Origin of the sequence: Cyanobium sp. Candia 9D4, assembly GCF_024346155.1 — a bacterium.
GTDB lineage: Bacteria > Cyanobacteriota > Cyanobacteriia > PCC-6307 > Cyanobiaceae > Cyanobium > Cyanobium minutissimum.
In genome coordinates, this window is the sequence record NZ_JAGQCK010000002.1 from 273,283 (window position 1) to 291,253 (window position 17,971).

The 17,971-nt window shown below is 72.3% G+C and carries 18 protein-coding genes; 6 read left to right on the plus strand and 12 right to left on the minus strand.

The window, feature by feature from the left end:
- Positions 1–21: 21 nt before the first annotated feature.
- The 5 genes from KBZ08_RS05905 to KBZ08_RS05925 form a co-directional block, all read right to left on the minus strand.
- Entirely contained in the window at positions 22–855 is an 834-nt protein-coding gene (locus KBZ08_RS05905; protein ID WP_254972034.1) for an ABC transporter ATP-binding protein, read from the minus strand.
- 39 nt (positions 856–894) lie between these two features.
- Positions 895–2,937, minus strand: coding sequence for a nitrate ABC transporter ATP-binding protein (locus KBZ08_RS05910; protein WP_254972035.1), 2,043 nt, complete (start codon positions 2,935–2,937; stop codon positions 895–897).
- Positions 2,938–2,939: 2 nt separating this feature from the next.
- Entirely contained in the window at positions 2,940–3,773 is an 834-nt protein-coding gene (gene ntrB / locus KBZ08_RS05915) for a nitrate ABC transporter permease (RefSeq protein WP_254972036.1), read from the minus strand.
- Between the two features lie 52 nt (positions 3,774–3,825).
- Positions 3,826–5,139: a CmpA/NrtA family ABC transporter substrate-binding protein gene (locus tag KBZ08_RS05920; protein WP_106219703.1), complete on the minus strand. Its 1,314-nt coding sequence runs from the start codon at positions 5,137–5,139 to the stop codon at positions 3,826–3,828.
- Between the two features lie 177 nt (positions 5,140–5,316).
- Positions 5,317–6,495: a hypothetical protein gene (locus tag KBZ08_RS05925; protein ID WP_219903826.1), complete on the minus strand. Its 1,179-nt coding sequence runs from the start codon at positions 6,493–6,495 to the stop codon at positions 5,317–5,319.
- A gap of 229 nt (positions 6,496–6,724) precedes the next feature.
- Here KBZ08_RS05925 and KBZ08_RS05930 point away from each other — a divergent pair, with 229 nt between their 5' ends.
- Genes KBZ08_RS05930 through KBZ08_RS05940 form a run of 3 tightly spaced genes read left to right on the plus strand, consistent with a single transcriptional unit; the run spans position 6,725 to position 9,584 of the window.
- The gene (locus KBZ08_RS05930; protein ID WP_219903825.1) at positions 6,725–8,344 is read left to right on the plus strand and encodes a ferredoxin--nitrite reductase; all 1,620 of its coding nucleotides are present in this window, start codon (positions 6,725–6,727) and stop codon (positions 8,342–8,344) included.
- Positions 8,345–8,351: 7 nt separating this feature from the next.
- Positions 8,352–9,044 (plus strand): hypothetical protein, encoded by a 693-nt coding sequence (locus KBZ08_RS05935; RefSeq protein WP_254972037.1) that lies wholly within the window; start codon positions 8,352–8,354, stop codon positions 9,042–9,044.
- Between the two features lie 30 nt (positions 9,045–9,074).
- On the plus strand, positions 9,075–9,584 hold the full coding sequence (locus tag KBZ08_RS05940) for a universal stress protein (RefSeq protein WP_254972038.1): 510 nt from the start codon (positions 9,075–9,077) through the stop codon (positions 9,582–9,584).
- On the opposite strand, the gene KBZ08_RS05945 is transcribed toward KBZ08_RS05940, so the two are convergent.
- From KBZ08_RS05945 to KBZ08_RS05970, 6 genes are all read right to left on the minus strand, one after another.
- Positions 9,554–11,152 (minus strand): glycine betaine ABC transporter substrate-binding protein, encoded by a 1,599-nt coding sequence (locus KBZ08_RS05945; RefSeq protein ID WP_254972039.1) that lies wholly within the window; start codon positions 11,150–11,152, stop codon positions 9,554–9,556. The two genes, KBZ08_RS05940 and KBZ08_RS05945, sit on opposite strands and share 31 nt — an antisense overlap.
- Positions 11,149–12,525 (minus strand): APC family permease, encoded by a 1,377-nt coding sequence (locus KBZ08_RS05950; RefSeq protein WP_254972040.1) that lies wholly within the window; start codon positions 12,523–12,525, stop codon positions 11,149–11,151. The genes KBZ08_RS05945 and KBZ08_RS05950 overlap by 4 nt, the downstream gene beginning before the upstream one ends.
- A gap of 23 nt (positions 12,526–12,548) precedes the next feature.
- Positions 12,549–12,710 carry a hypothetical protein gene (locus KBZ08_RS05955; RefSeq protein ID WP_181279974.1) on the minus strand — a complete coding sequence of 54 codons (162 nt, stop codon included), beginning with the start codon at positions 12,708–12,710 and terminating at the stop codon, positions 12,549–12,551.
- A gap of 67 nt (positions 12,711–12,777) precedes the next feature.
- Complete coding sequence (locus KBZ08_RS05960) at positions 12,778–13,716, minus strand: oxygenase MpaB family protein (protein WP_254972041.1); 939 nt, start codon at positions 13,714–13,716, stop codon at positions 12,778–12,780.
- Between the two features lie 7 nt (positions 13,717–13,723).
- The gene (locus KBZ08_RS05965) at positions 13,724–14,269 is read right to left on the minus strand and encodes a DUF924 family protein (protein ID WP_106219696.1); all 546 of its coding nucleotides are present in this window, start codon (positions 14,267–14,269) and stop codon (positions 13,724–13,726) included.
- 3 nt (positions 14,270–14,272) lie between these two features.
- Positions 14,273–14,494, minus strand: coding sequence for a hypothetical protein (locus KBZ08_RS05970; RefSeq protein WP_219903824.1), 222 nt, complete (start codon positions 14,492–14,494; stop codon positions 14,273–14,275).
- Between the two features lie 63 nt (positions 14,495–14,557).
- Between KBZ08_RS05970 and KBZ08_RS05975 the strand changes: the two genes are divergently transcribed.
- Positions 14,558–15,316, plus strand: a complete 759-nt coding sequence (locus KBZ08_RS05975; protein WP_254972042.1) for a type 1 glutamine amidotransferase — start codon at positions 14,558–14,560, stop codon at positions 15,314–15,316.
- A 15-nt stretch (positions 15,317–15,331) separates the two neighbouring features.
- On the opposite strand, the gene KBZ08_RS05980 is transcribed toward KBZ08_RS05975, so the two are convergent.
- Positions 15,332–16,447, minus strand: coding sequence for an anthranilate phosphoribosyltransferase (locus KBZ08_RS05980; RefSeq protein ID WP_254972043.1), 1,116 nt, complete (start codon positions 16,445–16,447; stop codon positions 15,332–15,334).
- 40 nt (positions 16,448–16,487) lie between these two features.
- On the opposite strand from KBZ08_RS05980, the gene KBZ08_RS05985 reads away from it, so the two are divergent.
- On the plus strand, positions 16,488–17,144 hold the full coding sequence (locus tag KBZ08_RS05985) for a CbiX/SirB N-terminal domain-containing protein (protein ID WP_254972044.1): 657 nt from the start codon (positions 16,488–16,490) through the stop codon (positions 17,142–17,144).
- A 7-nt stretch (positions 17,145–17,151) separates the two neighbouring features.
- On the plus strand, positions 17,152–17,961 hold the full coding sequence (gene cobA, locus KBZ08_RS05990; protein WP_106219692.1) for a uroporphyrinogen-III C-methyltransferase: 810 nt from the start codon (positions 17,152–17,154) through the stop codon (positions 17,959–17,961).
- Positions 17,962–17,971 lie beyond the last annotated feature (10 nt).

Consider the following 17,971-nt stretch of genomic DNA (forward strand, 5'->3'; position numbering starts at 1 on the left):
GGGGGGTGGCTCAGCGGTGGATCACTGGTCGTCGTGGGCGAAGCGGCGGTAGAGGAAGTCCAGGGCGTGGTTGCGGTAGTCGTAGTACTCCGGCATCTCCATCAGCTGGGCCCGCTGGCGGGGTCGGGGGAAGGGCAGCTCGAGGATCTCGCCGATGGTCGCCGCCGGGCCGTTGGTCATCATCACCACGCGGTCGGCCATGAACAGGGCCTCATCGATCGAGTGGGTGATCATCAGGACGGTCACCCGGTGCTCCCTCCAGATCCGCAGCAGCTCCTCCTGCAGCTCCTCCTTGGTGATCGGATCGAGGGCTCCGAAGGGTTCATCGAGGATCAGCACCTTGGGCTGCAGCGCCAGGGCCCTGGCGATCGAGACCCGCTGCTTCATCCCCCCCGACAGGCTGGCGGGACGCTTGTCGGCGGCCTCGCTCAGCCCCACCATCGCCAGATGGCTCTCCACGATCCGGTCGGTGTCGCCGCTGCGCCGCAGATGGGGGAAAACGTTGTTCACCGCCAGGGCCACGTTCTCGGCGGCCGACATCCAGGGCAGCAGCGAGTAGTTCTGGAACACCACCATCCGGTCCGGCCCCGGCTCCCGGATCGGCACCGACTGGAGGCGCACCTCACCGCTGGTGGGCTGGCCGAAGCCGGAGACCAGGTCGAGCAGGGTGGATTTGCCGCAGCCGGAATGGCCGATCACACAGACGAACTCCCCTTCGGCCACCTCCAGGCTGATGTTGTCGAGCACGGTGTAGGGCCCGTTGGGGGTGGGATACACCTTGCTGACCCCATCGATCACCAGGAACGGTTCAGCGACGCCGGCGGTGCTGGGCTGGGGCAACGTCTGGGTCTGCATGCGATCGGAGCGTGGGGAGGGACAGGAGGGGAAGGGGCGTCAGCGGCGGGCCGGGGTGGGCAGCGGGGGGTCAGGGACCCGCACCGGCGCTGGGGGCAGGGGCGCCGGGGCCACCGTCACCGGACCCTTGACGCGCAGGCGTTCGAGGTAGGCGAGGGGATTGAGCGGGTCGAGAGGATCACCATCGAACGCCGACACCACCGCCACCGGTGACAGGGGGCGCTCGGCGGCCGGCAGCCCCAGGGCGGCGGCCGCGCTCCGGAACAGGGCCCGATCCTGCACGCGCTCGGTCACCTCCTGCCAGTTGCTGGGGAAGCTGGCCAGGCCCCAGCGGCCGAGCTGGCAGAGGATCCAGACCGCCTCCGCCGGGTTGGGCTCGTTGACCTCGGGGCCGTAGAAGCGGTTGAAGGACGGCATGGCGGCGGGCGCGCCGGTGCCGCGGTCGTAGGCGTCGACGAGACCAGGCCGGAGCATGGCCCCATCCGTGCCCACGTACTGGCTCTGGGAGAGCAGCTCCACCAGTTCGCCGCGGTGGGCCGGGTCCTCGCAGTAACGGCAGGCCTCCAGCAGGGCCTGCACCAGGGCCCGGTGGGTGCGGGGGTAGGCGGCCGCCCAGGCCTCCTTCACCCCCAGCACCTTCTCACCGTGGCCGTTCCACAGCTCCACATCCGTGGCGATCACCGTGCCGAGGCCCTCCTGGACGGCGCGGGAGTTCCAGGGTTCGCCGACGCAGTAGCCATCGATGGTGCCCGCCTTGAGGGCGGCCACCATCTGGGGCGGCGGGATCACCAGCAGTTCCACGTCACGGTCGGGGTGGATCCCCGCCGAGGCCAGCCAGGCCCGCAGCATCAGGTTGTGCATCGAGGCCGGGTGCACCACGGCCAGCACCGGCCTGGACTCGGGGTGGGCGCCGATCCAGGCCTTGAAGTCGGCCAGGGTGTTCACCCCGGCGTCGTGGAAGCGGCGGTGCAGGGTGATGGCATTGCCGTTGCAGCTGAGGGTGAGGGCACTCACCATCGCCAGTGGCGGTTGGCCACCGCAGCCGAGGGTCATGGCGATCGGCATCCCCGCCACCATCAGGGCACCGTCCAGAACGCCCTGGCGCACGTGGGTCTCGAGGGTTTTCCAGTTGCTCTCCCGCCGCAGCTGCACCTGGGTCAGGCCGTGCCGGGCGAAGAACCCCTTCTCCTGGGCCACCACCAGGGGCAGGCAGTCGGTGAGGGGAATGAAGCCCAGCTCCAGGTTCACCTTCTCGAGTCCGTCGGCGGCGATGGCCCCGGCGGGCTTGAGCCGCTGCTGCCGGGCCCGACGCTGGTCTGAGAGGAAGCCGACGATCTCGGCCCGCAGCCCGTAGTAGCGCGGGTGCTCCACCGTGCCCAGCTGGGTGCGGGGCCGGGGCAGGGGCACTTCGAGGATCTGATCGATGTGGGCCTCGGGGCCGTTGGTCATCAGCACCACCCGGTCGGAGAGCAGCAGGGCCTCGTCGACGTCGTGGGTGACCATCAGGGCGGTGACCTTCGCCTCCTGGCAGATCCGCATCAGCTGCTCCTGCAGGTTGCCCCGGGTGAGCGCGTCGAGGGCCCCGAAGGGTTCGTCGAGGAGGAGGAGTTTCGGGCGCAGGGCCAGGGCGCGGGCGATGGCAACCCGCTGCTTCATTCCGCCGGAGATCTCCCGGGGGTACTTGTCGGCGGCGGCCTTCAGGCCCACCAGCTGGATGTGGTGCTCGATGAGGGCGTCCCGCTCCCGGCGGTCGCTGGCGGTGATCACGTTGTCCACACCCAGGGCGATGTTCTGGCGCACCGTGAGCCAGGGCAGCAGCGAGTAGTTCTGGAACACCACCATCCGGTCGGGCCCCGGATCGGTGACCTGCCGGCCGCTCATCAGGATGCCGCCCTGGGTGGCGGTGGTGAGGCCGGCCAGCAGGTTGAGCAGGGTGGACTTGCCGCAGCCGGAGTGGCCGATGAGGGAGATGAACTCGCCCTCGGCGATATCCAGGAAGATGTCCCTGAGGGCCACGTACTCCCCCCCGCCGGGCAGGGGGAAGGCCTGGGTGACGTGGTCGACGGTGAACAGGGCGGCCATGGTCAGGCGGCTCCCTTGCTGAGCTTGCGCCCGGCGAAGGCCACCAGGCGATCGAGCAGCAGGCCGACAAGACCCACATAGATGATGGCCAGCACGATCTCACTGGAGCTGCCATCTCCCCCTGAGTTGTAGGCATCCCAGATGAAATAGCCGATGCCGCCGTCGGCCTTGAGCATTTCGGCGGCCACGATCGCCAGCCAGGCCAGACCGACGGCGATGCGCAGGCCCGCAAACACGAAGGGTACGGTGGCCGGGATGACGATGTCCCTGATGTAGGCGCCTTTCCGCAGCTTCAGCACCCGGGCGACGTTGATGTAGTCCTCGGGGATCTCACGGATGCCGATGGCCGTGTTGATGATGATCGGCCAGATGGCCGTGATGAAGATCACGAAGACGGCGGAGACGGTGGAATCCTGGAACACCATCAGGGCGATCGGGAACCAGGCCAGGGGCGGCACGGTGCGCAGCACCTGGATCACGGGATCAAAGCCCTTGCCGAGGAAGCGGCTCATTCCCAGGAGGCCACCGATGGTGATTCCCACCACCGCGGCCAGCCCGTAGCCCATCGCCACCCGCTGCAGCGAGATCAGGATCTGCCAGGCCAGGCCTTTGCTGGTGCCCCCATCATCGAAGAAGGGATGGATGATGTAGGGGTCCCACGTGTCGACGACGACATTGATGGGCCCCGGCAGGCGGGCGACTCCCAGGATCAGCGACAGCAGCTGCCACAGCACCAGAAAGGCGCCGATGCAGATCAGATAGGGAGACACCCGGGACACCCAGATCGGCGTGATCCTTCGGGAACGTTGGTGGGGTACTGCTGCGCTGAGGGCCATGGGGAATGGGTGGGGAATGGCAACGGGGGCAAGGGAAGCAGGAGCTTCCGCGTCAGGACATGGCCTTGATCTTCAGGGCGTCCAGGTAGGCCTTCGGATTTTCCGGGTCGAAGACGACACCGTCGAAGAAGGTTTCCTTGCCACGGGAATCACTGGCGGGAATCGCCTTCTCCTGGCCGATCGCCTTGGCCGCCTCCTTCCAGAGATCGGCCCGGTTCACCTGGTTCACGAGGGCGTCGACGTCGGTGCTGGCGGGGAGGTAGCCCCAGCGCATGTCCTCGATCACGAACCACTGGTCGTGGCTCTTGAACGGGAAGGAGGCGTTCTCGCTCCAGAAGCGCATCCGGTAGGGGCTGTCGGTCACCGTGCGACCGTCGCCGGCATCGAAGGTGCCGGCGAGGCGGGGTTTGATGTCGGCCACCGACGCCTTGAAATACCTGTCCTTCGAGGTGATCTCACAGAGCTCGTCGAGGTTGGCGGGGTCCTCGCACCACATCTGCGCTTCCAGCACCGCCATCAGCAGGGCCTTGGTGGCCTTGGGATTCTTGGCGACCCAGTCGGCGCGCATCGAGAAGGACTTCTCCGGGTGGAACTTCCAGAGTTCACCCGTTTCCGCCGCCGTGTAGCCCAGCTTCTTGTTGACCAGCCGCTGGTTCCAGGGCTCGCCGACGCAGAAGGTGTCCATGGTGCCGGTCTGCATGTTGGCCACCATCTGGGGCGGGGGCACCACCACCAGGTCGGCGTCCTTGTTGGGGTCGATGCCGTTGGCGGCCAGCCAGTACCGCATCCACAGGTCGTGGGTGCCGCCGGGGAAGGTAACGGCCGCCTTGAACTTCCGGCCGGTCTTGGCCGTGGCGGCCACGGCGTCGGCGAGGCCGGCCTTGTTGTCGATGGTGAGCTTGTTGGCCAGGAAGTCCTTGGAGACCGACAGACCCTGGCCCTGCAGATTCAGCCGGGCCAGGGTGGCCATCGGCAGCGGCTGCTGGCTCTTGGTGATCTTGCCCGCCGCCAGCAGCAGGGGCATCGGCGTGAGGATGTGGGCGCCATCGATGCCGCCGCCGCCGCCGCCCAGTTCCAGGTTGTCGCGGGTGACGGCCCAGGAGGTCTGCTTCATCACCTTCACCTCCGGCATGCCGTGCTTGGCGAAGAAGCCCTTCTCCTTGGCGATGATCAGCGGGGCGGCATCGGTGAGGGCGATGAAGCCGAGGGACACACCGGTGACCTCGGGCGCATCGGCACCACCGGCGGCTGGAGCGGCGGCGGGGGTGGCGACCTCCTTCTTGCCGCCACAGGCACTCAGCCAGATGGCGCCTGCCGTGGTGCCGGCAGCGGTGATCAGGAACTTGCGACGGGAAAGGTTGGACATGAAGCCTGAAGGGGAGCCAGGAAGGACCGGAGGGATGCACCGTGAGGTGCATGGGTTCTCAGGACGGGCTCCACAACGAAGCGCACCGTGCTGGCGAAAAGTGGGGTGGCTGGCGCGCAGGCTGACCAGTCAGCTCTCAAAAGACCACGCCGGCGGCCCCCACCAGGGTCGCGTCGGTTACCGATTCGGATCTTCGAGCGGCGGGTCTCCGTTCTCGGGTGCCGCCAGCTGGCGGCGCAGCCGTTCGCCGCTGCGGGCCATCAGCAGCGCCGTGGCCTGCTCAAGGGCGTCCTCGAGGTGCTCGAAGCGTCCGGCGAACCAGAGGTAGGCCGCCACGTTCCAGCGCAGCGCCGGCACCAGGGCCCCTTCGCCCCGGAGGGCCTCCAGGGCCTGGGTCCGCCAGACCTCCAGTCCCTGCCACGGCACCTCCGCGCTGGTGATGCCGTGGTCGCGGGGGTGGAGCAGGATCCGCTCGGTGGCTCCCCGACGCACCCGGGCGGTGATGCCGGCGCGGGAGGTGGGCAGGTCGGTGGAGCCCTCCAGACCCTTCACCGTCAGCAGGTCGGTCTCGCCGCAGTCCTGCAGGGCCTGCCAGGCGCGGGTCTCGGTGGGGGGATGGACGAAGCCGCTCACCAGCAGGTGCTCCCCGCGGTGCGGTGTCCAGAGCAGCTCCAGGCTGGCCACCGGGGGGCGTTTGCCGATGGCGTCCCGCACCGGCACCAGTCGTTCCGCCCAGACGAAATGGTCGGGCTGGTGGGTGAGGGCCAGCCCATGCCGGTCAAGGCGCCGCTGCACCGCGTCCAGCGGCAGGCCGGTCCAGGTGATGCCGATGGCGCTGAACAGCTCCGCCAGGGTGACGCCGAACTTCACCGGCATCGGATCGCCGCCGTGCAGCACCACCGGCACCGCGTCGCTGGCCAGCACCAGGGCCACCAGCGGCAGAAGGGGTGCGGTGCGGCTGCGGCCGTCGTAGGGCACCCCGAAGCACAGCGGCCGCCGGCCGGGGGTTTCCAGCACCGGCCCGCTGCGCCGGTAGCTGTCGAGCATGCCGGAGAGTTCGGTGGGGTGGGGGCGGCGGATCCGGTGGGCGATCAGGAAGGCCCCCATCTGGGCGTCATCGACCAGCCCCTGGAGCATCAGGTCCATGGCCTCCGCCGCCTCCTGGCGGTCCAGACCGGTGCTGGTGTGCTCGCCGCTGCCCACCTTGCCGATCAGCTCGCGGAACCGGGACCGCTCGGGGCCGAGCGCCCGCAGGCGCACCTGACGGCGATCCTCCGCACCGTGCAGCGGCTGGGCCGTCCCCGGCGGGGAGGCGTCAGGTCCCGGACCTGCCGGTTCTGGTAACAGTGACGACATGGGTGGACGGTTCCATGCCGGAAACTAAAGCCTTCCTGATCGGTGGGTTCGCGCAGCTTTCTCCGGCGCTCCCCGACACAACGATCCTTCCGGACGACGCAGCTCTCATCGGCGTCCCGGGTTCCCGTCTCGCCTGACCGGCTTGAGACGTGCTCCCCAAGCCCCGCTTCCGCCCACCTGCCTGGCAGGACTCCTCCGCATGGCCGGCCATGCGGACCGCCGCTTTCGCATGAACAGCACCGACACCAGCGTCGTCAACGACACCGCCAGCCCCACCCCCGACCGCTCTTCCAGCGACGGTTCCGCCCTGCCGCCGGAGGGCCTCAGCAAGGTCGAACGGGCCAAAGCGGAGCTCTGCGGCCTCGACCTGGCCCCCAGGCTGGCGGAACTGGCCGCGGCGGGCTGGGAGTCCCTCGATGAGGCCACCCTGACGATCCGCCTCAAGTGGCTGGGGATCTTCTTCCGTCCCGTCACCCCCGGCCGCTTCATGGTGCGGCTGCGGCTGCCCAACGGCGTCCTCCTTGCCGACCAGCTGGAGCTGCTGGCCGACGCCGTCGACCGCTGCGGCGAACACGGCAGCGCCGACATCACCACCCGCCAGAACCTGCAGCTGCGCGGCCTGCTGCTGGAGGACATGCCTCCCCTGCTGGAGGGGATGGAGCGGGTCGGCCTCACCAGCCGCCAGTCGGGCCACGACAACCCCCGCAACATCACCGGCAACCCCCTGGCGGGCCTCGACCCGGAGGAGCTGATCGACACCCGGCCGCTGGTGGCGGCGATCCAGGCCCGCCTCCTGGCTGATGACGGCCCCCGCAACCTGCCCCGCAAGTTCAACGTGGCGGTGGGCGGGGCCCCCGACAGCTTCCTGCTCCACAACGACCTCGCCTTCCTGCCGGCGCCCCATCCCCAGGATCCGGCCGCGCCGCTGGGCTTCACGGTGATGGTGGGCGGCTTCTTCTCGGCCCAGCGCAACGAACTGGCCGTGCCTCTCGGCCTGTGGCTGCGGCCCGACCAGCTGCCCGACTTCACCCTGGCCCTGCTGCGGCACTACGACGCCCACGGCAACCGGGTCCAGCGCAACAAAAGCCGGCTGATGTATCTGATCGATGGGCTGGGGCTGGCGGCCTATCGCGATGCCGTGGTGGCGGCCTACCGGGAGCTGGCCGGGGCGTCGGCGCAGGCACCCCTGCCCCATGACGGCCGCCATCTGGTGGTGCGGCCCCCCCGCGACGGGCTGGGATTCCAGCCCCAGAAGCAGGCGGGCCTCCACTGGGCGGGGCTGCACGTGCCGATGGGGCGGCTCGATGCCGCTTCGATGCTGGAGCTGGCCCGCCTGGCCCGCGCCTACGGCAGCGGTGAGCTGCGCCTCACCGAGGCCCAGAACGTGCTGATCGTGAATGTGCCGGCCGATCGCCTGGCGGCCCTGGGGGCCGAACCCCTGCTGGCACGGTTCCGGTTGGAGCCCGGTGCCCTCCAGGCTGAAGCGGTCAGCTGCACCGGCAGCCGGTACTGCAGCTTTGCCCTGATCCCCACCAAGCGCACCGCCCAGACGGTGATCGACGAACTGGAGCGCCGGCTGGAGCTGCCCGAGGCCGTGCGCAGCCACTGGACCGGTTGCCCCAACGCCTGCGGCCAGCCCTACATGGGCCAGATCGGCCTGATGGGGGCCAAGGCCCGCCAGGACGGCCAGATGGTGGAGGCGGCCAAGATCTTCCTGGGGGGCCGCCTGGACAGCGACCCGCAGCTGGCCGAGCTGCACGGGAAGGCCGTGCCCCTCTCCGAGCTCCCGGACGTGCTGGAGGGGTTGCTGGTGGAGCGCTTCGGTGCCCGGCGGCGGGCGGCGCCGTGAGTGCCCCATGACGGCCGCTTGCGGCCCGTGGGATCCCCGGCAGCTGCCGGCCGGCGGCAGCCCCGAGCGCTGGCCCTGGCTGCAGGGCCTGCGGCGGGCCCGGGACCTCGACCTGGAGCCCTGGCTCCAGGCGGTAGAGGCGGGATCGCTGCGGCCCGACGCCGACCTGCTCGCCGCCCTGGCGGAGCGGCTCGACGGCCCGGCGGCGGCGCGGCTGCTGGCCTGGTGGCTGGCCGAGCCCGCCGCCGACCCGGCCCTGCTGGCGGTGATCGGCCGCCACCGCCACCCCCGCTGCCGGACCCTGCTGCGGCAGGCCCTGGCACCGATCGCCGACGTCCCCGGCAAGGGCTCCGCCGCAGGGGCGCCGGCCGCGCTGCTGCTGCCCCTGCTGGGCCACCAGCGGCACCCGGACGATTTCCCGCTGCTGCGGGAACGGGTGCTGGCGCCGTTGCCGCATCAGCAGCGGCGGGCCGCCCTGGAGGGCCTGGCCGTGGGGCTCGGGGCCTGGCCGCTGCTCTCCCTGCGGCAGGTGCTCATCGCTCTGGTGGAGGATCTGGACCCGACCCTGGCCGCCACGGCCGTGGACCTGCTGGCCCGTCTGCCCGGGGGAGGCCAGGACCTGTCCGCCCTGGATCGCTGCCGCCTGGCCCCCGAGCTGGCGCGGCGGGTGGAGCGGCGGCTGGCGGCCGGGCGATCATGACCGCACCCCAGCGCGCTTGAGGCGAGGCCGATGTTCCGTCACCTGCTGGTGCCCACCGATGGCTCCGATCTCTCCGACGGCACGATCCGCCGGGCGGTGAGCTTCGCCCGCGACTCCGGGGCGACCATCACCTTCCTGCACGTGCTCGCCAACCTGGCGATGCCACCCCAGGGCTCCCTCTACGGCGATCCGGTGCTGCTGGACCCGGCCGTGGTGGAGCAGTTCAGCCAGGCGGAGCGAAGCTATGCCGACGAGCTGCTGGGGCGGGCCAGGGCCCTGGCCGAGGAGGCCGGGGTCCCCTGCGACACCGCCGTCGGTGAGCATCCGGTCGTCTACGAGGCGATCATCGAGGCCGCCAGCCACCACGGCTGCGACCTGATCTTCATGGCCTCCCACGGCCGCCGCGGCCTCGCCGGGCTGCTGCTGGGCAGCGAGACCCAGCGGGTGCTGACCCACACCGAGCTGCCGGTGCTGGTGTTCCGGCGCCCAGGGCCCGCCGCCGGCCATGGTCAGGAAGCGCCCTCGGCCCCCGCCTCCTGAAGCCGCCAGCGGCGCACCACCTCGGCCACGTCCAGGCCGTCGAGGTCGACCTGGGCATTGAGGCGCTGCATGGTGGCGGCGGAGATCCGGCCGGCCAGCCCCTGGATCACGGGCACCAGCTCCGGGCGCCGTTGCAGGGTCGCGGTGTGGAACACGGGCACCGCGTCGTAGGGGGGGAAGTAATGCCGGTCGTCCCGCAGCTGCTGCAGGTCGAGGGCGGGGATCAGTCCGTTGGTGGTGTCACCGGCGATCAGGTCGACGCGGCCCTCGGCCAGGGCCCGGTAGGTGAGGCCCAGATCCATGGCCTCGGGGGGCCGGGCGAAGCGCAGCCCGTAGCGCCGCGCCAGGCCGGCGAAGCCATCGGGCCGGTTGAGGAATTCGTAGCCGAAGCCCGCCCGCCAGCCGGGGGTGTGGGGGGCCGCCTCGCTGATCGTGGCGATCCCCAGCCGCCTGGCCTCGGCGCGGCGCACCAGGATCGCGAAGCTGTTCTCGAAGCCCAGGGAGGGGAACACGGTGAGCCCGAAGCGCTCGGCGTACAGCCGGCGCGTCTGCTCGAACACCCGCTCCGCCGGATCGGGCGTCTCCGGTGGCGGCGGCGGCTGGTCAAGAAGCGTGGTCCAGGCGGTGCCGGTGTACTCCACGTAGCCGTCGATGCGGCCGCTGCGCACGGCGGCGTGGATGAGGCCGGTGCCCCCCAGGCCGAAGTCGCGCCGCACCGTCAGTGGCGTGGTGGCCTCGATCTGCTGGGCCAGCAGTTCCCCCAGGATCAGCTGCTCGGTGAAGCTCTTGCTGCCGATCCGCACCGTGCCGCCGCCGGCGGGCGGCAGCAGTTTCAGGGCCAGCACGGCCCCCAGGGCAAGGCCCGCCAGGCCCCAGGCGAGCCGCAGCACCCGTCGCCGGCCGGGGGCGTTGGTGCCGCCGCTGGGGCGCCGGGCCAGCCGCCGCTCCAGCAGCCCCAGGCCGCCATCGGCGAGCAGGGCGATGGCGGCGGCCGGCAGGGCCCCCGCCAGGATCAGGCCGTTATTCACCGTGGCGATGCCCCGGAAGATGAACACCCCCAGGCCACCGGCGCCGATGGCGGCGGCGATGGTGGCCACCCCCACGCCGATCACCGTGGCCACGCGGAGGCCCGCCATCAGGGTGGGCAGGGCCAGGGGCAGCTCCACCCGCAGCAGCACCTGGCGGTCGCTGAGCCCCAGGGCACTGCCCGCCTGTTTCAGCCCCGGGGGCACCTGGGCCAGGCCCGTGACCAGCCCCCGCAGCAGGGGCAGCAGGGCGTAGAGGGTGAGGGCCACGATCGCCGGGGTGGTGCCGATGCCCCCGAGCAGCGGCACGGTCAGCAGCAGGCCGAAGATCGCCAGGCTCGGCACCGTCTGCACCGTGCTGGCCAGCGCCAGCACCGGCCCGGCCCAGCGGGGCCGGCGGCTGATCCAGAGCCCCAGCGGCAGGCTGATCGCCAGGGCCAGGCCGATGGCGCTGCCCACCAGCAGCAGGTGCTCACCGCTGCGCTGCAGGATCTCCCCCGCCAGGGCGCCGTCCCACCAGGCCGGCGGCCACCGGGAGGTCATGGCGCCTCGGCCGGCGTCAGGGCCCGGGTGGCCTGGAACACCGGCACGGCCACCCCGATCAGCAGCAGGGCCCAGCCGCTGTTGGCGGTGTCGTTGCGCAGGGCGCCGACCAGGAACGCCACCGATCCGATCAGCACGATGGCGGTGCTCCACGGGTGGCCCCAGGCCCGGTAGGGCCGCGGCCGTTCCGGCTCCCGCGCCCGCAGCACGAACAGGCAGACGATCCCCACCAGGTAGAGGCTCACGTACAGGAAGGCCGCCAGCCCCAGCAGGATGGTGAAGTCGCCGCCGAGCACCAGCAGGGCCGACGCCAGGCTGGTGAGCACCAGGGCCACGGTGGGGGTGCCGCCCCGGTTCACGCGGTCGACCAGGGGGCTGAACAGGCGGTCGCGGCTGAGGCCGTAGAGGATGCGCGGGGCGCCCATGATCGAGGCGTTGATCAGCCCTGCCAGGGACAGCAGCGCCAGCACGGTGATCGCCTGGCCGCCGAAGGCGCCGAACAGCAGGGCGGCCGCGTCCGCCACCGGCAGGCTGGAGACGGCGATCGCCGGCAGCGGCAGCACCCGCAGCAGGGCCAGGTTGAACAGGGTGTAGAGGACGATCACCGCCAGCACGCCGCCGATCAGGGAGCGGGGCAGGTCCTCCTGGGGTTCGCTGAACTCCTCGGAGAAATAGATGGGGCTGTGCCAGCCGTCGTAGGTGGTGACGATCGCCTGCAGGGAGAACACCAGCGCCACGGCCAGGCCCGTCCAGCCCACCGGGGTGGCCAACACCGCCGCGGTGGTGGGGATCGCGGCGGCGGCCGTGGCCCGGGTGGCGGGGCCGCCCAGCAGGAAACAGGCCGCCACCACCGCCAGGAAGGCGACCGCCTTGGCCAGGCTCAGCAGCTTCTGGCTGCCGCTGCCGGCCTCCACCCCCAGCAGCTGGATCAGGGTGAAGAGCAGCAGCACCGCCAGCCCCACCAGCTTTCCGTGCGGCGCCAGTCCCGGCAGCAGGAACGCCGCGTACTCGCCGATCGTGACCGCCACCCAGGCGATGCCGGTGCAGTGGCCGATCCAGTCCATCCAGCCCACGGTGAAGCCGGCGGCATCGCCGAAGCAGCGCCGGGCGTAGACGTACCAGCCGCCGGCCAGGGGCAGGGTGGCCCCCAGTTCCGCCACGGCGTTGGCGCCGAGCAGGGCGTAGAGGCCGCCGGCCAGCCAGGCCGCCATCACCCAGGGGCCGCTGCCCAGCTGGGCCGCCACCAGGCCAGGCGTGCGCAGGATGCCGGCGCCGATGGTGCCCCCCACCGCCCCGGCGATGCCGAAGCTCACCCCCAGCACGCTGAGCAGGCGGCCCGGGGCCTGGGCGGTCGACGCCTGGTCTGGGACCATCGGATCGGGGGGAGCGGGGCGGGTCAGGGGGCGATCACCCGTTCCAGCAGCCCGTGCAGCTCCTCCAGCTCGTGGCGGCTCAGCAGCCAGTCGCCGTCGAGATCCTTGGTGACGCGGGCCTCGAGGATCCAGCCATCCTCCGTGCGCACGACGGCGAAGTGGGGGGACTGGAAGGGGGCGGCCATGGCTGGCGGGAAGGCAGCGGTACCTCCTGCTTAGCCAGGGCCGGCGGGGCGGGCAGCGCCGGGGAGCTCAGGGACCCTCGGAGGGGGGCGGTGCCAGCTGGTCCAGCAGCGGCGGCGGCCCCAGCTGCTCGAGGTGGAAGGTGGCGCCGTAGCTCGGGGTGGGGCGCTGGGAATAGAAGCGGGCGGGGGTCGGCCTACCCAGCCCGGCACGGACTCCGGCCACCAGGGCGGCGGCCCGGCTGCGGGCCCGCAGGGCCTGCAGCACCAGCGCCTGCAGCCCCTCGGGCGCCCTGCTCCAGCCCAGGGCCGTGCAGGTCTGGTGGTCGAGCAGGCCCATCAGTGCCCAGCGCAGGGCGGGGCGCAGGGGGGCGGGCCAGTCGGCCAGGAGCATGGCCAGGGTGGCGTCGGCGATGCGCCGGTTGGTGGCCGCCGGGGCGAAGGCCTCCCGCTCCACCCGTTCGTTCAGGGCCAGCAGGTCGGCCAGGGTGTCCGGCAGGTCCACGATCCCCATGCGCTCGCCCACCCCGCGCCAGAACCGGAACAGGTGCTCCTGCTCCAGGGGGGTCAGGGGCCGCCAGCCGTAGCGCGCCAGCCAGCGGATCGGCTCGGCCACGAAGGTGGAGAGCACGTAGAGGAAATCGTCGTTGCCGATCGCGTAATGACCGTGGATGCGGTTCATGCGCTCGATCACCGCCGCCCCGGCCGGGCTGTCCAGCCCATGGCGCAGCAGTTCGGCCACCATCAGACCGGTGTCGTCATAGCGCTTGCGGGGCCGGCGCTCGAATTCCCCGGTGCGGGCCAGCAGGCCGGAGATGGTGGGCACACAGAAGGTCTTGAGCAGGGCCAGCTCCAGGGCCCGGGTGAGGTCCCAGGGAAACAGCTCGCCGGCCAGCCGGTGGGCGGTGGCCTCGGCGGCCCGCAGGCTCGCGGCGTCGTCGGCGGTTTCTGCGGCGTCGGCCGTGGTGCCGGCGGCCGGGGCGTCGCCGGGATCGAAGGGATCGGTCATCGGGGACTCAGAAGCGGGAGCCGGGCTGCTGCAGGAACGCCTCCTCCTCAGGGAGGCTCGGCCGCCCGAGGATCCGGTTGCGGTGGGGGAAGCGGCCGAAGCGGGCGATCACCGCCTGGTGGCGGCGGGCGAACTCCGCTGTGCGGGCGTCGGTGTGGCGCTCGAACAGGGGCAGGCCCAGCTCCTGCACCGCCGGATCCTCGCTGTGCATCAGGGGCATCAGCCAGAACGGCCGCCGTTCCGGTGCCGGCTCCGCCGCCACCCAGCCGGCCTCGACGGCCCGCAGCGTCAGGGCCAGGGCCTGACCATCGCCGGCGAAGGCGCGGGCCTGGTCGCGCCAGATCTGCCGCGGGAACTGGTCGAGCACCAGCAGCAGGGCCAGGGCCTCGGCGGGGCGTTCCCCCCAGGGGGCCAGGCCGCCGTCCAGGGCCTGGTCGGTGAGGGCCCCGAACCGTTCCCGCACGGTCCGGTCGCGGTCGGGACCGGGTCGGAACCAGGCGGAGGGGGGCGTCTCCTCGAACCAGAAGCGCAGAACCTCCTGCGGGGTCGGCATGGTTCAGACGAGGAATCGGTGCAGAAGAAATGGAAGCACCATCAGCAGCAGGGCGATGGCCACCAGGGCCGGCAGGTGGCTGATGCCGTAGGGAACCACCATCAGCAGCACGCCGCAGCCCAGGGCCACCGCATGGGCCTGCTTCCGGCCGTAGAGCAGGTAGCCCAGCCCGATCGACCCGATCACCAGCGTCAGCAGCTGGCGGAGGCTGGGATCGCTGCCCATGGAACCTGGCCCGGAGCGGCGGACGCCCCCATGCTGGGGCTCCCATCGCCGTCCTGCCCACCCATGTCCCATCTGGTGGTGCTCCAGCACCTGGAGCGCGAAGGTCCGGGTCGTTTCGGCGAGGAGGCCCGACGCCGGGGCTGGGACGTGACGGTGTGCCGGCCCGACCGGGGGGAGCCGATGCCCCGGCTCGGGCCCGGCCAGGCCCTGTTGGTGCTGGGGGGACCGATGGGGGTGGGTGACATCGGATCGCCGTCGTTTCCCTGGCTGGAGGCGGAGGTGGCCCTGCTGCGGGAGTGCCTGGAGTGCGAGCGCCCGGTGGTGGGGCTGTGCCTGGGGGCCCAGCTGCTGGCCTTCGCCGCCGGTGGGCAGGTGGTGCCACTGACGGCGGGGGACCCGCCCGTGCGGGCGTACGAAGTGGGCTGGGAGCCGGTGGCCTGGACACGGCCCGAGGATCAGGAGCCTGTGCTGGCGGGGCTCGGCGCCGCCCTGCCGGCCCTGCACTGGCACGGGGACCGGATCCGGCTCCCAGCCGCCGCCGTCCTGCTGGGGTCGACGCCCCTCTGCACCGAACAGATGTTCCGCATCGGGCACCACGCCCACGGGCTCCAGTTCCACGTGGAGGTGACGGACGCCGCCCTGGAGACCTGGCTCGAGGAGGACGGTGACTACGTGCGCCTCGCCCTGGGCCCGGACGGGGTGGAGCAGCTGCGGGCCGGTCGGGAGCGCTGGGGGGAGAAGGGGGAGCGCCAGGGGCGCCGGCTGATCAACAACCTGCTGGATCGGATCGGCGCCCTGCTCGGGGGGTATCCCCTGCTCTGAGGGCCGGTGCCATGGTCAGCGCGCCGTCAGCCCGTCGGCCAGCTGGCGGCGGCCCTGCTCCACCGCCCCGTCCTCCAGCAGCCGTTCCGCCCGGGTCAGCCCCGCCGGGAGGCTGTCGCTGATCCCGGCGCGCCAGAGCAGGAAGCCGCCGTTCCAGATCAGTCCAGGCCGCAGCGGTCCGGAGCCGGCCAGGGCCTCCCGGGCCTGGTCCCGCCACTGGGCCAGGCTTTCGAGCGGCACCTCGGGAGCCCCGAGGCCGTGGTCGCGGGCCCGCAGGATCAGGCGTTCCGCCCCACCGGCCGCTCCCCCCACCCGGTGGGAGGCGATCGCCACCCGGTTGGTGGGCAGCTCCACGCCCCCCTCCAGCCCCTTGATCAGTAGCAGGTCGTCCTGGCCGGTGGCAGCCAGGGCCTCGCCGGCCAGCCGCTCGGTCGGGGCGTGGACGAAGCCGCTGACCTGCAGGTGGGGTCCGGGGTGGCAGCTCCAGAGCAGTTCCAGGGTGGCGACCGGCGGGCGCTTGCCGATCTGCTCCCGCAGCGGCACCAGCCGCTCCGCCGCCGGGAAGTGGGTCGGCTGGTGGAGCAGGGCCAGCCCCTCGGCGGCGAAATGGCGGTTCACCGCGTCCCAGGGGAGGCCGCGGCGGTCGAGGTCGAGGGCGGCCAGGGCTTCGGCCGTGGTGAGGCCGTACTTCACCGGCATCGGATCGCCGCCGTGCAGCACCACCCCGGCCCCCGCCGCCAGGAGCAGCAGGGCCACCAGCGGCAGCAGCGGCGCCGAGCGGCTGCGGCCATCGAAGGGCACCCCGAAACTCAGCACCCGCCGCGGGCTCGCCGCCAGCCGCGGTCCGCGGCGTGCGTAGCTGTCGAGCATGCCGGCCAGCTCCTGGGGCTCCGGGCGCCGCAGGCGATGGGCGATCAGGAAGGCGCCGGCCTGGGCTTCCGTGCAGCACCCGTCGAGCAGCAGATCGAGGGCTTCGCCGGCTTCGGCCCGGCTCAGGGCCCGGCCGCTGCGTTCGCCGCTGCCCAGGGCGGCGATCAGTTCGCGGAAGCGGCGCGGGTCGGCCCCCAGCGCCTCCGCCCGCTCCAGCCGCCGCTGCGCCGTCCATTCCCCCCCGGGGCTCGGCGTCGACATGCGCGGCGACCTCCTTACGGTGATCCCTAGGGTGAGGGGCATGCCCGGGATCATCGCAAGCCCCCTGCTGCTGGTGGTGCATGGCCGTGCCGGTGGCGCCATCCCCGCCGAACTGCAGGCCCTGGCCAGGGAGCTGGAGGCGGTGCGCGGCGCTGCGGTGGGGCTGGAGGCGCTGACGGCGGGGGAGCCGCCGGCGGTTCCCTGCGGCAGCGCCGGCGCCCCCCTGGTGCTGGTGCCCCTGTTTCTCCTGCCCGGCAGCCATGTGCGCCGGGACGTGCCGCGGATCGCCGAGCGCTGCCGCCGGCGCGGGCCGGTGCGGCGCCTGCCGTTCCTGGGGGCCTGGCCCACCTGGCAGCGGGCCCTGGCCGCCGAGCTGGCGGCGCTGCCGGTCCCGGCCGAGGTGGCCGGATCCTCTGCCCCGGCAGCACCCTGGCTGCTGCATCACCCGCTGGAGGGTCCGCTGGGGGTGGCTTTCCTGGCCCACCTGGAGGCGGCCACCGGTGCCCGCTGCCACGCCACTCCATACAGTGCCCCCAATTCCGAGGACGCTCCGCTGTCCCTGCCTCGTCCCGCCCTGCCCCTGGCCCTGGCGGCCAACCGGCTCACCGACGCCCTGCCACCATCGCTGGGCCTGCCGCTGCTGCAGCGGCCCCGGTTCCGGGCCGTGGTGCTGGAGGCCCTGATGGCACTGCCATGACGGAGCCATGACCGACGAGACCCCGGCCCCCCCCATCGAGGACGGCCCCGGGACCGTGTACCTGGTGGGGGCGGGCCCGGGGGATCCGGACCTGCTCACCCTGCGGGCCCACCGGCTGCTGCAGCAGTGCGATGCCCTCGTCTACGACTCCCTGGTGCCCACCGCCCTGCTGGATCTGGTGCCCCAGGGCTGTGAGCGGCACTTCGTGGGCAAGCGCCGCGGCCACCATTCGGTGCCCCAGCCCAGCACCAACGCCGTGCTGCGGGAGCTGGCCGGGCGCCGGCGGCTGATCGTGCGCCTCAAGGGCGGCGATCCGTTCCTGTTCGGCCGCGGTGGGGAGGAGGCGGCCCACCTGGCGGCCCACGGAATCCCGGTGCAGGTGGTGCCGGGGGTCACGGCCGGCATCGCCGCCCCCGCCTATGCCGGCATTCCCGTCACCCACCGCCGGGCCGGATCGAGCGTCACCTTCGTGACCGGCCATGAGGAGATCGACAAGCGCCGCCCCGGCGTCGACTGGCGCGGCCTGGCCCGCAGCAGCGACGGGCTGGTGATCTACATGGGCCTGCACAACCTGCGCCACATCGTCGCGGAGCTGGTGGCGGGCGGACTGGCCCCCACCACCCCCGCCGCCGTGATCCAGCAGGGCACCGTGCGGGGCCAGCGCCAGCTGGTGGCCACCCTGGAGGTGCTGGCCGACCGGGTGGAGGCCGAGGCCTTCGCCTCCCCCTCGATCGTCGTCGTCGGCGCGGTGGTCCAGGAGCGGGTGCCGTCCTGCGCCCCGTCGCCCGCCGATGTGGCGATGCCGATACCCTTCTGATACCCTTCTG

Coding starts and splice junctions, on each gene's coding strand:
- KBZ08_RS05905 (WP_254972034.1), bottom strand. CDS start 855: ATGCAGACCCAGACGTTGCCCCAGCCCAGCACCGCCGGCGTCGCTGAA.
- KBZ08_RS05910 (WP_254972035.1), bottom strand. CDS start 2,937: ATGGCCGCCCTGTTCACCGTCGACCACGTCACCCAGGCCTTCCCCCTG.
- ntrB (WP_254972036.1), bottom strand. CDS start 3,773: ATGGCCCTCAGCGCAGCAGTACCCCACCAACGTTCCCGAAGGATCACG.
- KBZ08_RS05920 (WP_106219703.1), bottom strand. CDS start 5,139: ATGTCCAACCTTTCCCGTCGCAAGTTCCTGATCACCGCTGCCGGCACC.
- KBZ08_RS05925 (WP_219903826.1), bottom strand. CDS start 6,495: ATGTCGTCACTGTTACCAGAACCGGCAGGTCCGGGACCTGACGCCTCC.
- KBZ08_RS05930 (WP_219903825.1), top strand. CDS start 6,725: ATGAACAGCACCGACACCAGCGTCGTCAACGACACCGCCAGCCCCACC.
- KBZ08_RS05935 (WP_254972037.1), top strand. CDS start 8,352: ATGACGGCCGCTTGCGGCCCGTGGGATCCCCGGCAGCTGCCGGCCGGC.
- KBZ08_RS05940 (WP_254972038.1), top strand. CDS start 9,075: ATGTTCCGTCACCTGCTGGTGCCCACCGATGGCTCCGATCTCTCCGAC.
- KBZ08_RS05945 (WP_254972039.1), bottom strand. CDS start 11,152: ATGACCTCCCGGTGGCCGCCGGCCTGGTGGGACGGCGCCCTGGCGGGG.
- KBZ08_RS05950 (WP_254972040.1), bottom strand. CDS start 12,525: ATGGTCCCAGACCAGGCGTCGACCGCCCAGGCCCCGGGCCGCCTGCTC.
- KBZ08_RS05955 (WP_181279974.1), bottom strand. CDS start 12,710: ATGGCCGCCCCCTTCCAGTCCCCCCACTTCGCCGTCGTGCGCACGGAG.
- KBZ08_RS05960 (WP_254972041.1), bottom strand. CDS start 13,716: ATGACCGATCCCTTCGATCCCGGCGACGCCCCGGCCGCCGGCACCACG.
- KBZ08_RS05965 (WP_106219696.1), bottom strand. CDS start 14,269: ATGCCGACCCCGCAGGAGGTTCTGCGCTTCTGGTTCGAGGAGACGCCC.
- KBZ08_RS05970 (WP_219903824.1), bottom strand. CDS start 14,494: ATGGGCAGCGATCCCAGCCTCCGCCAGCTGCTGACGCTGGTGATCGGG.
- KBZ08_RS05975 (WP_254972042.1), top strand. CDS start 14,558: ATGTCCCATCTGGTGGTGCTCCAGCACCTGGAGCGCGAAGGTCCGGGT.
- KBZ08_RS05980 (WP_254972043.1), bottom strand. CDS start 16,447: ATGTCGACGCCGAGCCCCGGGGGGGAATGGACGGCGCAGCGGCGGCTG.
- KBZ08_RS05985 (WP_254972044.1), top strand. CDS start 16,488: ATGCCCGGGATCATCGCAAGCCCCCTGCTGCTGGTGGTGCATGGCCGT.
- cobA (WP_106219692.1), top strand. CDS start 17,152: ATGACCGACGAGACCCCGGCCCCCCCCATCGAGGACGGCCCCGGGACC.